This window comes from Fibrobacter sp. UWH6 (assembly GCF_900142465.1).
In the GTDB taxonomy this organism is placed as follows: domain Bacteria; phylum Fibrobacterota; class Fibrobacteria; order Fibrobacterales; family Fibrobacteraceae; genus Fibrobacter.
Genome location: NZ_FRAX01000005.1, coordinates 102,768 through 118,043, shown reverse-complemented (window position 1 = coordinate 118,043; position 15,276 = coordinate 102,768). Strand labels below are relative to the sequence as shown.

The following is a 15,276-nucleotide window of genomic DNA, read 5'->3' as shown; positions in this document are numbered from 1 at the left end:
GGAGAATGGCGCCGTAGGCGCAAAATTATAAAAACGCGTAAGCGTCAATTGTTTAACCTCAAAGCGAGCTGTGCGAGCGACCTCTTTCCTGAAAGTGCGAAGCACGAGCTCGGTACTAATTATGGCTATTTTATCGATGACTGGTTTTGGCAAGAGTGAGTCCATGTTCCAGGGCGCACCTTGTGTGATTGAAGTTCGTAGCGTGAATAACCGTTTTTTGGACATCAGCTGCAAACTTCCCAAGAACTTGGCTTATCTTGAAAATTCCTTCAAGAATCAGATCAAGGAAAAGCTGGTTCGCGGTTCTGTGATCTTTAGCGTTACTCTTGGTGCAGGCACTGGCGGTAATGTTCCCGTTTCCTACAACGAACAGGCCATTGCGAAGTTTGTGGAAATCACAAAGGCAATGCAGACCAAATTTGGAATTGCCGGTGATATCAAACTGGAAAACATCATGGCCCTGCCTGAAGTTCTGCAGTTTACCGACAGCGGTGCCGATACCGAAGCTCTTGAAAAGCACTTGGCCGACGAACTGAACAAGGCCCTGGACAAGGTGAACGAAATGCGTGCCAAGGAAGGTGCTAACCTGGCAGCCGACTTGACAAACCGCGTGGACCATCTGAATGCCGTTCTCGAAAAGGTTGAAGTGCTGGATCCCAAGCGCATCGAAAACTGGAAGGTCAAGTTCCGCGACCGCATCAACGTGCTTCTGAAGGATTCCGAAATCGACGAAGTCCGTCTGCTGCAGGAAGCCTGCATCATGGCAGACAAGTTGGACATCAAGGAAGAAATCACCCGCTTCAAGAGTCATAACAAGTTGTTCCTGAACGCCCTCAAGGAAGGTGGCGCCCAGGGAAAGAACCTTGGCTTTATCCTTCAGGAAATGGGCCGCGAAGCAAACACTTTGGGGACCAAGTGCCAGGATGCTGAAATTGCCGCTCTCGCTATTGAACTGAAGAACGAAGTGGAATGCATCCGCGAACAGTCTCTCAATATCGCCTAAGCAGAACATTTTTTGAGCAAAATAGAGCTTCAGGAGTGATCCTGAAGTTTTTTTTACTATAAATTATGGGAAATTTGCGGGTTATCTTCCCCAAAATTGAATTCCTGTTCTATATTTAAGAACGAAGAAGGAACAAGTTGCGTCGTATGACGTTTTTAGACTAAGTTCAAAAGATTTTTTGCTAAATGATTGCATTAAAGAGCTCCTCCTAACCCCCCTGGGTTGGATACCGTAAGGTGTCCAACCCTTTTTTGTTTGCGGTACTTACTGCTTTTTACACACTTTATTTTTTTATTTGGATTCAACTCTGTAATTTTTTAGTAATAAGAATTAAATTTTATCCGTGTTTTGGTTTTAAGCACCATCAAATTCATGAGGATTCTGTGAAATATATCCCCACGATTCGTTCTGCGTTGACCGCCGGCGCGTTCTCTCTGACCGCAATGCTTTTTTCCGCCTGCCTTGATACAACAGAAGTTGTTGAAACGGTGGATCCCGAAACCATTCCCGTTTCTCGAGTGGACACCTTGGTCATCAGGGACACCCTTGTTGTCAAGGAAATGCCTGGCGAAACCTTGAAAGATACGTTGGTCGTCAAGGACACTTTAGTTGTAAATGATACCTTAGTCGTTAAGGACACTCTTGTTGTAAAGGATACCCTTGTCAATAACGATACTCTGGTGGTTGCATCCGACACATTGGTGGTTTACGACACCTTGGTTCGGCTGGATTCCGTTTTCCATGTGGATACCCTTTATCAGCTGGATACCTTGGTGGTTCTGGATTCCATTTTTAGCAAGGATACCATCTATTCCATTGACACTGTTGTCCAGAAGGATACACTTTATGTAAAGGCTCAGGCTCCCATGGCGTATTTTGTTCGCGTCGAGGACGTTCTTGAAAGCCTGAAGGATAATGAAAAGGCAACCTTGATCTTGCGCCACGCCGAACGAGGCAATGACTATTCTGCGTCGGGTGGTCTGAACGATAACGGCATGAATCAGTCTCGAGAATTTGGTCAAAAACTGAAGAACTTTACGGACGTCCATTTCTATAATACCGAGATCAAACGTTCCTATGAAACTTGTGCCTACATTGCTGAGGGGATGGGCTTGTCTTCCTTCGAAAACGACACCTTGGCTGAATTGAAGGATTCCTGGCTGATCAAGGATGAGGAACTGTATGTGCAGAAGAAAGGCGATGTCAGCAGTTGGATTGTCTTCTCTCGCTGGGCCTATTCCGGGGGCTACACGGGCGTGTTCTACGATCTCAACGAAAAGATGGTGGAACTGCAGAATTTGCTGGCCGGGGATTACGATAGCATGAGCAAGCTGAACGTGGCCATTTCCCATGACCTGCTGGTGGTTCCTCTGGTGGCATGGGCTACAGATCGACAGCTGAATTTGCGTTTTTATGAAACCCAAAGCAATAAGCAGTGGATTAATTACCTGGCTGGTGTCGCCTTTATAGTCAACGACAAGAATGAGGTCCGCGTTATTCCCGTTTGCGGCAGGAGCAAGGGGACCATGGAATAGCTGGTTTCTTTTGTGAACAAAATTACTTGATGAAATTGCCCTTTTCTTTAAAGAAAAGGGTATTTTTTATAAAAACTTTAACAGGGATTGGGTCCTAATGGAAAATTTCAACTTTTATAGTCCTACGGAATTTGTATTTGGCCGCGACCGCGAAAATGAATGCGGTGCATTGGTAAAAAAGCATGGCGGCTCCAAGGTCTTGCTTCATTTCGGTGGCGGTTCTGCCGTTCGTTCCGGATTGATTGACCGCGTTAAGGCAAGCCTCGATGCCGCAGGCGTTCCTTTCGTAGAACTGGGTGGAGTTCACCCTAATCCGCTGGATACCAAGGTCTACGAAGGCATTGAAATTTGCCGCAAGGAAGGAATTGACTTTATTCTCGCTGTAGGTGGCGGATCTTCTATCGATAGCGCCAAGGCTATTGCCATGGGCGTTCCCTACGAAGGGGACTTCTGGGATTTCTATTGCGGAAAGGCCGCTCCGGCTGTTGCCTTGCCGGTGGGTACAGTGCTGACCATTGCCGCTGCAGGTTCCGAAGGTTCCGGCGACTCCGTCATAACCAAGGAAGATGGCATGCTGAAGCGCGGTGCCGGTGGCGATTGCATCCGTCCCCGTTTTTCTGTGCTGAACCCGGCTCTCACTTGCACATTGCCGGCCTATCAGACTGCCTGCGGTGCAACCGATATCATGGCTCACGTTTTTGAACGTTACTTCACCAACACTACCGAAGTGGAAGTTACCGACCGTCTTTGCGAAGCGGTTCTCATGACCATGGTGAAGGAAACTCCCCGCGTTATTGCTGACCCCAACAACTACGAAGCCCGCGCCAACATCATGTGGGCAGGCATGGTGGCTCATAACAATATCGTCGGTGTTGGCCGCGGTCAGGACTGGAACAGCCACGCCATCGAACATGAACTTTCTGGCATGTATGACTGCGCCCACGGTGCAGGTCTTGCTGTCATTATGCCCTCCTGGATGGAATACGTCATGGACCACAATGTGATGCGTTTCTGCCAGATGGCTACTCGCGTATTCGGCTGCGCCATGAATTTCGAAAAGCCCGAAGAAACGGCTCGCGCAGGTATTCGCGCATTCCGCAGTTTCCTCAAGAGCATCGGCATGCCCATCAACTTTGCTGAACTTGGCGCCAAGGAAGAAGACATTCCCGAAATGGTGCGTAAGCTGAATCCGGGTAATGGCTGGGGCTTTAAGCCGCTGAATGCCGACGACGTGACTAAGGTTTATCAGATTGCCGCCAAGGCAACAGTTTAATTTAGCTGTGAGGTATGAGGTCGGCACTTCGTGCCTAGAGGTATGAGGCAAATTTTCTCCATAGATACCTCATACCCCAAAGCTCCCCTGTAAGGGGAGCGACCTCTCACCTGAACTTTAACAAACTCATATTATGCGTGCACTTTTTATTGGCGGAACGGGGACCATCAGCATGGCCATTACTCGCCTGGCTGTAGAACTGGGATGGGAAATCTATTTGCTGAATCGCGGAAATAGAAACGCCGCGGATTTGCCTATGGCTGTGTTGGCGGACGGAACTCCCGCAATAAAGCAGATTACCGCTGACATTTACGATGAAGCTGAAGTGGCTTCTAAAATTGCGGACTTGCAGTTCGATGTGGTTTGCGATTTTATTGCCTTCCATTACAGCGCCCTGGAACGTGACTACCGACTGTTCAAGAACAAGACCAAGCAGTTCATGTACATCAGTTCCGCCAGTGCCTACCAGAAGCCTCTTTCTGACTACCGCATTAACGAGGGAACTCCCTTGGCTAATCCTTACTGGGAATACTCCCGTAACAAGATTGCGGGGGAGGAGTACCTGATGAAAATGTACCGCGAAGAAGGTTTCCCCATTACCATCGTGCGCCCCAGCCATACCTACGACGAACGCAAGATTCCTCTGGGCGTTCACGGCAAGAAGGGAAGCTGGCAGGTGGCCAAGCGCATACTTGAAGGTAAACCTGTAATTATTCACGGAGACGGAACCAGCCTCTGGACCATGACCCACAACAGCGATTTCGCCAAGGGCTTCGTGGGACTGATGGGAAACATTCACGCCATCGGCGAAAGCTTCCAGATTACCAGCGATGAAACCGTCACTTGGAATCAGGTGTACCAGAGCATTGCCAATGTGCTGGGCGTAGAACTGAAGGCGGTCCATGTGGCATCTGAGTTCCTGGCCGCTGTGGGGGACCCGTTTGGCTATGACTTTACGGGAAGCCTCCTTGGTGACAAGGCCAATTCCGTGGTTTTCGACAATTCCAAACTGAAGAAGGCTGTGCCTGGTTTCTGCGCCACCACACGCTTTGATCAGGGAATCCGCAAGACCATCGAGAATGTACTGACCCATCCGGAATTGCAGGAAGAGGACCCGGAATTCGACGAATGGTGCGACAAGGTAATTGAGGCTATGGAACGGACGAAGAAAAGCATATTGCAAAGCAAGTCCTAGCCGCGCCAAGGGTTGGCATGCCCGTTTAAGCGAATATTTTACTATATTTGAGATACCTTGAGAGGAGGTCTTCAACTCTCTGGGTCCCCCAACGGGGGTGCTTTCTGTCCTTTGGACAGTAGCACCTGCGGCTCGGTCATGAAAATGAACAAGTTCATTTTCGCGACACTCACCTGGGGGTGCTTTGGTTTCGACAGGGTTACTGAAGTGTTAGTTGCAAGCCGGGGTCTCAGACGAGGGCACCCGTAAAAAAGTCTGAAAAAAAATAAGTGCTGAAGAAAACTACGCACTCGCAGCCTAATTAGCGGCTACGCCGGGCCTCGACTCACTCCCATTGGGTAGTACGTCCGGACGCAATATGGGATGGGGGACTGTAATGCCTGGGTGCAGTTCCCGAGATTTACTAGGCTGGTCAAAGTTCGCGCCGACCTTCTTGGGCGTGGATTAGACGAGATCTCAAATGCGAAGGGAAAGCTTGTAGGAATGGACAGGGATGAAATCTTGGACAGGGGTTCGACTCCCCTCACCTCCACTAAAAAAGGCCTCGCTTTAAAAGCGAGGTCTTTTTCATATACAAACAGCGCTAGGTGATTTGCAGATTACAGCTCGGGCTGCTTGCCGGTTGCATAATGAATCGGTTATGGGGTTCTCTCTTGACATCTTTTTTTAGATGTGTATATTGCTGCTGGAATGTGAAGCCCGACGTAAGGAATGGTATTCCTGGATTCTCGTTGATTTCACTGTTATTATATGTTTTAACAGTTTTTTAGGGGAAAAGGAATTTACTCATGAGTCAACTCTCTGTTGATTGTGTTTTGCCGGCTGTTGAAAAACGTTTGGCGGAATTGAATTTGTATGCGGAACGTCTTCGTAAAAAGTTAAAGAGGGCCCCCGCGGGAAGGCTTCGTCTTGGGAAAAGCAATGGAGCTGTTCAATATTTTTGGGTGAAATCAAATAAAAAATCGGAAGGCGAGTACATCTCAAAGGAGAAACTTGCTCAGGTGAGGTCTCTTGCGCAGAAACGCTATGATGAGCAAATGTTGAAGGAGATTTTGGATGAAATCAAGGTCCTTGAACTTGTTCGGAAACGGTATCATCCATCGACTTTGGAAAAAATCTATTCATCGATGGGCCATGATAGGATGTCGCTTGTGGAACCGGCTGTGTTGCAAGAGGATGCTTTTGCAGAGCGTTGGCTTTCGGTCCCTTATGAGGGGAAGGCGTTTTTGGAAGATTCGGCTGAACAGGTGACTTCTTCGGGAATTCGGGTTCGGTCAAAGTCTGAAGCGATTATTGCAGAGACTTTGAATCGTCTTGGAGTTCCGTTTCGCTACGAATGTCCGCTAAATATGGGGGCGGAATCTTGCTGGTATCCTGATTTTACTTGCTTGAATATGCGAACCCGTGAGGAATTTTTGTGGGAACATTTCGGCTTGATGGACAAACCTGATTATGTGCAGGGATTTGTTTCCAAGGTTGTCAAACTTAGTTCCAAAGGGGTTGATGTGGGGCGAAACTTGATTATTTCGGTGGAAAATTTAAACCATCCAATGACTCCGGCTTATGCGGAACGGTTAATCAAGCGCTTTTTACTTTGAAAAAGGGGGCTTTTACTAACTAAGTTGGCGAAATAGCCTGGTTTGATTAGTAAAAATCCGTTTTTTTGGAGTGTGCTGAGTGCCGGTGAAAATAAAACTACTAACCAAAAAGAATGGAAATCAATTTTGGTTAGTATCTTTCCCTGACTGGATATAAAAACCTTTATGAATAAACTAAAATACTACTAACCAAATCTATGGGGAGGGAGTGTTTGGTAAGTAGGCGTTTGGGATACTACCTACCAAATGTGCAAAAAACTCAATTTGGTTAGTAAAATTATCGTTGGCCCAAGGTTTAATCCGTGTCCCCGTCAAAAAAGAAAAAGACCTGTCGTGACAGATCTTTTTCATAAGTCAATGCCGATTGGATTCGGCCTGACTTCTGGAATTACAGTTTCGGCTGCTTGCCAGTGAGACGTACGTGTCATCCCGGACTTGATCCGGGATCGTCCTGTTGATTTTTCAACAGGACAAATTTTTGTTAGAGTTCGGGCTGTTTTCCTGTGAGTCTAACAAAAATTTCGATGTACTTGTCGAGGGTGTTCTTCACCACGTCTGCCGGAATTTCGGGACCCGGATAGCACTTGCCCCAGTCCAAGGTTTCGAGCCAGTCACGGATGTACTGCTTGTCGAAGCTTTCCTGGTTCTTGCCGACCTGGTACTTGTCTGCAGGCCAGTAGCGGCTGGAGTCCGGAGTCAGAACTTCGTCGATAAGAACGGTTTCGCCGTCGATTTCGCCAAATTCGAACTTGGTGTCTGCCAGGATGATGCCCTTGGATGCGGCGTAGTCGCGAGCCTTGGTGTAGATGTCGAGAGACATGTTCTTCAGGTCGGTTGCAACCTTTTCGCCAACGATTTCGAAGGTCTGTTCGAAGCTGATGTTTTCGTCGTGGCCTACATCCGGCTTGGTGCTGGGGGTGTAGAGAGCGTTTTCAAGCTTGTCGCAGAGCTGCAGGTTGGAGGGGAGCACATGACCGCAAATGCGACCAGTCTTCTGATAATCCTTCCAGCCGGAACCCACGATGTAACCGCGGACGATGCATTCCACGGAATGACGGTGAGCCTTCTTCACGATCATGGAGCGACCGCGGAGGTAGTCGGCGTGCTTCTTCAGCACTTCCGGATATTCGTCCACGTTTGCAGTGATCAGGTGATTCTTCATGCCAAGCTGCTTGAACCAGAACAGAGAGAGCTGGTTCAGGATCTTGCCCTTACCCGGAATGGGGGTGGGGAGAACCACGTCAAAGGCGGAAAGACGGTCGCTAGCAACCATCAGGAAGCTGTCGCCCAGGTCGTACATGTCACGTACCTTTCCCTGGTGGAACAGCGGGACTTCAGTAATCGGGGTTTCGAATTTTAAGCTCATAGTAGCCATAATTTAGTAAAACGGCCGGTTTTTGTTTAGTGATTAAAATCTTAAGTTGCTCCTTAAAATTGAAATGTCTTAAGACAAACCATGGATGTTGTTTGACAAGATTGCGGAAAAAACTAATTTTGGGCCATCAAGTACTACCGTAAGGTTTTTGTATGAACAAGAAAAGTATATTGGCTGTGTCTACTCTGGCTTTTTTGGGCCTGCTAGGTTTAAACGCCTGTTCTGATGACGGTAGCTCCTCCACCGGGGCTGAAAATGGCGAAGAAACCATCGTTTCCAGCGAATCATCTGACGAAAAACCTGCTAGTTCCGACGTTGCAAAAAATTCATCAAGTTCCTCTGTTGGTAATCAGCAGAAGAAATCTTCCTCCAGCGCAAAGGAAGAATCTCCCAAAAGTTCTGCAAAGGAAATAGAATCTTCTGTAAGCGAAACTGAAAATGCTAAAAGTTCCGCAGAAGAACAGTCTTCTAGCTCTGCCGAGGTCAAGGAATCGTCTAGTTCCAGCACTCCCGCTGTGGAACACACCCCGGCATTCAAGGAAGACTTCCGTAGTGAATGCACCATTGGTGAAATTCCCACTTCCCTGAAAAACGCTAAATTGCCTGACCCGTTTAAGACTTTGGCTGGTACCCGAATTTCCACCAAGGCTGAATGGAAGTGCCGCCGTGAAGAAATTGGCGCCATGTACGAAAAGATTATGTACGGTGACAAGCCTCGTAACCCTGAAAAGGTGGAAGGCAAACTTGCAGGAAGCACATTTTACGTGACCGTAAGCGACAAGGGAAATACAGCTTCCTTTGCTGTGGTCATCGATAATGCCGGTACCAAGGATAATCCGAAGCCCGCCATGATTGGCTTTGGCGGTGGCTTTATGGGCAATACCTGTGGAAGTCTGGGAGAATCACTCGATGGACTTGATATTGCCCAGATTATTTTTAACCCCGATAACGTGGCTCCCGAAAGTAATCGTGGAAGCGGCAAGTTCTACGACATTTACGGATCCAATGCCAGCGCCGGTACCATCATGGCCTGGGCATGGGGCGTTAGCCGCTTGATTGACGCTCTTGAAAAATATCCGGAAGCCGGTATCGATGTCAAGCGTCTTGGTATTACCGGTTGTTCTCGCTGGGGTAAGGGGGCTTTGGCCGTTGGCGCCTTCGATACCCGTATCGCCCTCACCATTCCCCAGGAATCCGGTTCCGGTGGCGCCTCCCTCTGGCGCGTTGGCGCACAGGTCAATAAGCAGAAGGGTAAGCAGTTTGTTCAGGGCCTGAACAGTGCCGGTTCCGAAGGCAACTGGATGAAGACCACCTTCAAGAACTACGACGGTCGCGAAAACACTCTGCCCTTCGACCAGCACATGCTTGTGGCTATGGTGGCTCCCCGTCCCTTGCTGATCATTGACAATGCCGGCCAGGAATGGCTTGGCGAAGTTCCCTCCAACTATTGTGGCCAGGCTTCCAAGGAAGTGTACGACGCTCTTGGCGCAAGCGACAACTATACCTATAGTCAGGAAGGCGGCCACGCTCACTGTGCACTGCCTAATGGACAGTTTGACGAAGTCAAGGACTTCATCAACAAGTTCCTGGTTGGTAAGGAAGGTATCAAGACCGGTAAGATCGACTACACCAAGAATTCTGAGTTGATCAAGTGGAATAAGTCCGAGTGGATCGACTGGGAAACTCCAGACTTGAATTAGCTTGGATGTGGATGCAATTTGTATATTGTATTCCATGAAGTTTGTACAAGTAGCATTTTTTTCCCTATTGTCTGTTTCTCTAGTTTTTGGTCAGAAGGCTCCGACGAAAGCCGCTCCTATTGACCCCAAGGCGTCTGCGCCCACTCCTGCGACGACCATGCCCGCTTTTGAAATTACCGAAGAGGATATGGCCATGATCCGTATGCTCTTGAATAACGAAATGTTCAAGAATTCCTTTGCGGAACAGTGTACGGCAGAATCCGCAACACTTCTCGGGGCGGAACAGGCTGCCAAGTCCTGCAATTGCGCTTACGACGGACTGATCAAGAATGACAAGCTGCTTTATGCCTTGGCCACAACCGATAACGACGACGGATTTGACAAGTGGGGCTTTGATGTAATTGAACCCTGCTTGCCGGAGAAGTTTACAGCTGAAATGGGAAAGGCTTTCGTGAACCAGTGCGTCGCCGAAAGTGGTGAGGCCGCCCGCAGCGTCTGTGAATGTACCTACAAGGAAATTACCAAAAAGTATACTGTAAAATCCCTGGTGAAGTCCGCTTTCGAAAATCCCGAAAAAATGCAGATGGATCTGGTGATGATCGCTGGCGGGTGCGCCTTGAAATAATATTTTTTTCTGCAAATTGGGAACGTCATATTTTTAATTAAAAAAGGTTGGGTGATTCATGTCTCAAAAATTTTCATATCTGGTTATTGTGGCCTTGGCTGTCCTGTGTTTCATTCTTGTGAACCAGAAGAGTGCTGCCGATAATACAGTCCCTGTTGCGGTGCCGGGAAATGCTCCTGTCAACACTCAGATGGTAACGCCGTCCATCGAAGTGAATGCCACGGAATTCAAGAAATTCCAGGCGAATCAGTTTGTGGTTTACGCCTCCATTCAGATGGCCAACAGAGACAAGAGCGTTCTTTCTCAGCAGATGGGGGAACGTCGCAATAAGATTTTTGCCATTGCGAAAGAACTGGAAATTCCCGAGAGTGACGTTCAGCAGAACAGCGTTGAACTCCGTAAGGAATGGTCCTATCGCGAAGGCGTTCGCAAGTTTGTTCAATATAACGGCACTCAGAATTTTTCCATTACCGTAGACGATAAGCAGAACGCTGCTAACCTGGTGGAAGCCTTGTCTATCGAGTTTGATATTGATGTGGGCCGTACCATCGCCACGCTGAAGAATACGGATTCTCTGCAGAAGTCCATCGTCGATGCCGCCGGCAAGAAGGCCATGGAAAAGGCTGCTATGTATGCAGGCAGCGTTGGTGCCAAGCTGGGCAAGATCATCAATATCGGTACCGGCTATAGTGACGGTGTGGTTATGCATGATGCCGGCGATGTGATGCTTTTGTCTAACGGTCCCATGATGAAGGGCGCCCGCTTAAACCGTTCCGCCGACATGAACGCCATTGCTGATTCCGTAACGCTTTCCGCAGAAATCAGGTTGGTGGTAGAAATCAAGCAGTAGCTTATTTCGGCTCTTGTCTTTTTTAACTCCTCTGCGTTTGCGGGGGAGTTTTTTTATAACGCAAAAAAGTGACCCGCCGGCGGTTCTTCATATACGGGCGTAGCCCTACGATACTAGCGGCGTGCAAGGGCACGCACGGTAAACTGCCACCTGCAAGGGTCCTTACTAGGCCGCCCGTAAACGGGCACTAACCGCCAAACATTGACTGTTGTTTGCCCAGTTTGTCGTCCTCCAACTGTTGCTGAATATACGCCTTGATACGATCTGCGTTTTTACCAGCCGTATCAACGTAGTAACCACGGCACCAAAAGACCCTGTTTCGGTACCTATTCTTCAGTTCCGGGATGATGTCAAGCAATTCAAGACTGCTCTTTCCTTTCAAATATCCCATAAAACTCGCAACAGAGAGTTTCGGCGGTATGGCAACCAGCATGTGGACGTGGTCCGGACAGACTTCGGCCTCAATTATCTCCACATCTTTCCATTCGCATAATTTTCTAAGAATTCTTCCCACAAGTTCTCTTTTCTGATTGTAGAGAATCTTCCTTCTGTACTTAGGCGCGAACACAATATGGTACTTGCAATTCCATGTGGTATGAGCAGTCGATTTATTTCTATCATTCATTTTATATCCTTTGATTTTATTGTGATGCAGCTTGCAGACCGCATTTCAATATTAATCAAAGGATTTCTTTTTCTCATGACCGCCAGAAGGCTTTTACGGAACTACCGGCGTAGCCGGTAGTTTTCTTTATACAAAAAAGAAGCGCCTGAAACCAGACGCTTCTTGAATTTCCTTTAGGAAAAATGGGCTTACTCTTACTTGTACAGCAGAGCGAAAACCATGCCCGGACGGAAGTACTTACCGGCGGTGTACTTCAGAGCGGTGCTGTGCATGAGGGTGAACAGCTTTTCTGCGCCAACCTTTGCATCCTTGGCGATGGCGCCGTAAGCCTTGGTGAAGGCGGCCACGTTGCGGGGGAGCTTGGGGCTGATGCGAGAGTCGGCGAGGAGAGCGCCCTTTGCGAGGAGAGCCTTGTGCATCTTGTCTGCAGCGGCCTGAGACAAACCGAAGTTTGCGACCAGGGCGGCAGCGTGGAGGCGGCAAGAACCGTTAAAGCCTTCCGGTGCTGCAAAGGGAACCTTTGCTTCGTCGTAGAGGTTACGGGTCATGGAATCGCCAAGGTCAGCGGCTTCCTTCACGAGGCCGTGCATCATGCAAGCGGTCATGACGCTGTACTGAATACCGATCCAAACGTCGTGAGCCTGGAAGTTGAATTCATCCAGCGGGCTGCCATCCTTGTGAACAAGGTTTGCGGCACCGATCAGCGGGCTGTTTGCCTTGTAGTTGGTGTTGAAGACCTTCAGGAGGTTCTTCTTGGCCTTGTTTGCATCGCAGATGGGCTTCAGGTCCAGCATGCGCAGGTAGGTGTCTGCCAGGAGGGTGTCAACAAAAACGTCGTCGCAATCGTTAGCAACCTTCTTTTCCCAAGAGGCGTTGAAGGCTTCCTTGCACTGAGCGGTGAGCCATGCCTTCTTGAGGCCGCGGAGTTCGGACTTGGAAAGTTCGACGTCAGACGGAATTTCGCCAGAATTCAGCCAGGCATTGATTGCTGCAACGCCAGCCTTGGGGCATTCGGGCAGTTCAATGGATTCCTTGACAGCTTCACGAAGTTCTGCATACTTTTCGGTATTGATGTCCTTCAGTTCCATGGGGGTAACGAAGAAGTGGTAGTAACCGCCCTTTTCGTCCCACAGGGCTTCGTCGAATTCCTTGTTGGCGGCGATGGACTTTTCGTTCCACTTGGCAGCCTGTTCCTTGTCGCCCAAAAGTTCTGCAATCTTTGCTGCTGCGCGGAGGCCAGCAATCCAGAGAGAACCGCAGTAAACGGAAATACCGTGAGAGCTGAGGTTGTCGAAGGTATCGTCGGTACCGTGGGTCAGCGGGAAGTTTTCGCCTTCATTCACCATCTTTTCAAGATATTCCATGGCGGCGTAGACAGCTTCCTTACAGTCGGCCAGACACTGCATGTCCTGAGTCTTGTGGAAGTGACGGAGTACCATCAAAACGTACTTGGGAGCCAGATCCTTCCATTCCTTCACGTTGTGCCAGTCGTAGGCATCCGGTTCTGCATCGAAGGGGCTACCCAGGTCATGAATCACGGCGCCGCGAACAGCGCGGGGGCCTTCCAGCTTCGGATCCGGAAGATCGGCGAAGGGCAGGTTCACGTATTCGTGATGACGACGGCGGTTTTCGTTAACAGCGAGAATGGCGTCACCGAAACGCTTCATCACAACGCCGTCCAGGCGGGGCATGAGAGCCAGCAGGCTGAAGCTGCCGTAGAAGTAAACGTCCAGAGAGTTGAAGAACGGATAGTCTGCACATTCACGAACCAGGAAGCGATCGTCCTTGTCCCAAACGGTGGCTTCGGCCAGGAAGCTGAGGGTGTTGATGGCGAGGCTCTTGAATTCAACCTGCTTCTTGGCTTCCTTGTAGATCTTAGCGACCTTGGCCTTGGGAACCAGAGCTTCGAATGCCTTGAGACGTGCGTCGAAAGTCTTGTCTGCTGCCAGGGCTTCTTCCAGGATAGCGCCTACGCGGCCGAATGCTTCGGGGTAGAAGGCGGTGTACTTCTTCTGGCTGGTGAGCTTTACAAGCTTGATTTCGGGGAAGTCCAGAACGGTGTTGAACTGGAAGGAAACCTTCTGCTTGGGCTTGAGAACGACGGTCACGGCGATGGCGCCTGCGATAGTTTCACGACCGCTGTAGACGTTCTTCACGAAAGTGTTGGAGAGACGACCGCTCTGGAGTGCTGCCTTAACGGTAGCGGCTGCGTCGTCCTGATAGAACATGGGCTTCACGGAAACGTTCAGGTTGTCCTTCTTGTTCCATGCCACAGAGATGCCCATGCAGCCGTTGAAATCGCTAGCGGGCTGTTGTTCTTCGTTGTAGAATTCGATACCTCGAACCTGGCGACCATCGGCAACTTCCTTGTCGAACTGAACTGCCTTGGGATTCTTGGCCATGGGAACCAGGACGAAGCTGGAGTCCTGAACACCCTGACGATCCTTACGGGCATAGTAGCCGCAGAGGCTGTCCTGCACCTGGACCAAAGTCACTTCACGAGTTTCCTTGGTGGTGTTTTCCAGAGTGAACACGGTTGCGCTAACCGGCAGGCTGGAGAGGCGTTCATCACCCGGAGTCACGTAGCTAGACTGGGTCTTGGTAATCTGGACGCCCTTGCCTTCGTACTTGGTTTCGCTAACGGGGTAGAGTGCGGTGTACTGCATCTTGGATGCATCGTAACCTTCCTGACCCAGGAAAGTGGTATCGTCTGCCCATGCGGCAGTCAATGCGCCCTGACGAGCGATCTTTTCGCCAACAACGCCATCGAAGAAATCAATGACAACGGCACGGTTTACTTCTTCAACCTTTGCGCCCTTCTTGGAAAGAATTGCAGCGGTGCGGTCGCTCCATTGGATGTGCCAGCGTTCGAAAGCGGCGGAGTTGTTGTTCAGGAATTCCTTGTCAGAAAGAATCTTGTTCAGCTTGGATTCAGCCTTCTTCTGGTCGGCCAGGTCGGCTGCGGTGAAGAGGGCTGCACCCTTGGCGTCAACCAGGGCGAACTTGCCCAGGTAGGTGGTGAATGCTGCAAAGTTGTGGATGGCCAGAGCAGCCTTGTCGCTGATGACTGCTTCACGGAAGAAGAAGTTGTTGAAGCGGAGGTCGGAAGCCTTTTCGGTGCGAACCTGAACACCCGGCATCACGTTCATTACGGGAGTGGTGCCTGCGGGAGTTGCAGTAAAGGTGGAACCAATGCCGCCCACTGCGATACCGGTGGTAGACGGAGTGGTAGAAAGCGGGGTATACCAGGGCTGGATGAATTCCACGGCGAGACCCGGGGTCATAAGCTTCTGGACGGAACCGGCCATCTTGGCGCCGGCAAGGTATTCTTTAGTGCTCATATAGATTTCCATTGAATGGAGGGTTAAAATTTTTTCGAAAATAAAAATAGCATTTTTAAAACCGCAGACCATAAGGAAAGCGACGAAAGTGTTTACAACTGTTCATAGTGTTTGAACGTTTTGACTGCGAAATAAAAAAACGAACCAAGAAAAAGG

Annotated in this window: 11 protein-coding genes and 1 other RNA gene; 9 read left to right on the top strand and 3 right to left on the bottom strand. The window is 49.4% G+C overall.

The window, feature by feature from the left end:
* Positions 1-121 precede the first annotated feature (121 nt).
* The 6 genes from BUB73_RS06370 to BUB73_RS06345 all read left to right on the top strand — a co-directional run bounded on the left by BUB73_RS06370 (position 122) and on the right by BUB73_RS06345 (position 6,604).
* Positions 122-1,003: a YicC/YloC family endoribonuclease gene (locus BUB73_RS06370; protein WP_073284498.1), complete on the top strand. Its 882-nt coding sequence runs from the start codon at positions 122-124 to the stop codon at positions 1,001-1,003.
* A gap of 383 nt (positions 1,004-1,386) precedes the next feature.
* Positions 1,387-2,538, top strand: a complete 1,152-nt coding sequence (locus tag BUB73_RS06365) for a histidine phosphatase family protein (RefSeq protein ID WP_139259132.1) — start codon at positions 1,387-1,389, stop codon at positions 2,536-2,538.
* A gap of 97 nt (positions 2,539-2,635) precedes the next feature.
* Positions 2,636-3,811, top strand: a complete 1,176-nt coding sequence (locus tag BUB73_RS06360) for an iron-containing alcohol dehydrogenase (RefSeq protein ID WP_073158214.1) — start codon at positions 2,636-2,638, stop codon at positions 3,809-3,811.
* Positions 3,812-3,944: 133 nt separating this feature from the next.
* A complete protein-coding gene (locus BUB73_RS06355; protein WP_073284492.1) occupies positions 3,945-5,006 on the top strand; it encodes an SDR family oxidoreductase in 1,062 nt (353 codons plus the stop codon).
* Between the two features lie 175 nt (positions 5,007-5,181).
* Positions 5,182-5,541, top strand: a transfer-messenger RNA (tmRNA) gene (gene ssrA / locus BUB73_RS06350).
* A gap of 253 nt (positions 5,542-5,794) precedes the next feature.
* Positions 5,795-6,604, top strand: a complete 810-nt coding sequence (locus BUB73_RS06345; RefSeq protein WP_073284489.1) for a hypothetical protein — start codon at positions 5,795-5,797, stop codon at positions 6,602-6,604.
* A 481-nt stretch (positions 6,605-7,085) separates the two neighbouring features.
* On the opposite strand, the gene BUB73_RS06340 is transcribed toward BUB73_RS06345, so the two are convergent.
* Positions 7,086-7,970 carry a phosphoribosylaminoimidazolesuccinocarboxamide synthase gene (locus tag BUB73_RS06340; RefSeq protein ID WP_073234952.1) on the bottom strand — a complete coding sequence of 295 codons (885 nt, stop codon included), beginning with the start codon at positions 7,968-7,970 and terminating at the stop codon, positions 7,086-7,088.
* Positions 7,971-8,131: 161 nt separating this feature from the next.
* On the opposite strand from BUB73_RS06340, the gene BUB73_RS06335 reads away from it, so the two are divergent.
* Genes BUB73_RS06335 through BUB73_RS06325 form a run of 3 tightly spaced genes read left to right on the top strand, consistent with a single transcriptional unit; the run spans position 8,132 to position 11,154 of the window.
* On the top strand, positions 8,132-9,679 hold the full coding sequence (locus BUB73_RS06335) for a glucuronyl esterase domain-containing protein (protein WP_088658638.1): 1,548 nt from the start codon (positions 8,132-8,134) through the stop codon (positions 9,677-9,679).
* Positions 9,680-9,713: 34 nt separating this feature from the next.
* Complete coding sequence (locus BUB73_RS06330) at positions 9,714-10,304, top strand: hypothetical protein (RefSeq protein WP_139259131.1); 591 nt, start codon at positions 9,714-9,716, stop codon at positions 10,302-10,304.
* A gap of 58 nt (positions 10,305-10,362) precedes the next feature.
* On the top strand, positions 10,363-11,154 hold the full coding sequence (locus tag BUB73_RS06325) for an SIMPL domain-containing protein (protein WP_073234960.1): 792 nt from the start codon (positions 10,363-10,365) through the stop codon (positions 11,152-11,154).
* Between the two features lie 187 nt (positions 11,155-11,341).
* On the opposite strand, the gene tnpA is transcribed toward BUB73_RS06325, so the two are convergent.
* Together tnpA and BUB73_RS06315 are read right to left on the bottom strand one after the other, a co-directional pair.
* The gene (gene tnpA / locus BUB73_RS06320) at positions 11,342-11,779 is read right to left on the bottom strand and encodes an IS200/IS605 family transposase (RefSeq protein ID WP_073284480.1); all 438 of its coding nucleotides are present in this window, start codon (positions 11,777-11,779) and stop codon (positions 11,342-11,344) included.
* A 194-nt stretch (positions 11,780-11,973) separates the two neighbouring features.
* Entirely contained in the window at positions 11,974-15,120 is a 3,147-nt protein-coding gene (locus BUB73_RS06315; RefSeq protein ID WP_073284662.1) for a GH116 family glycosyl hydrolase, read from the bottom strand.
* Positions 15,121-15,276 lie beyond the last annotated feature (156 nt).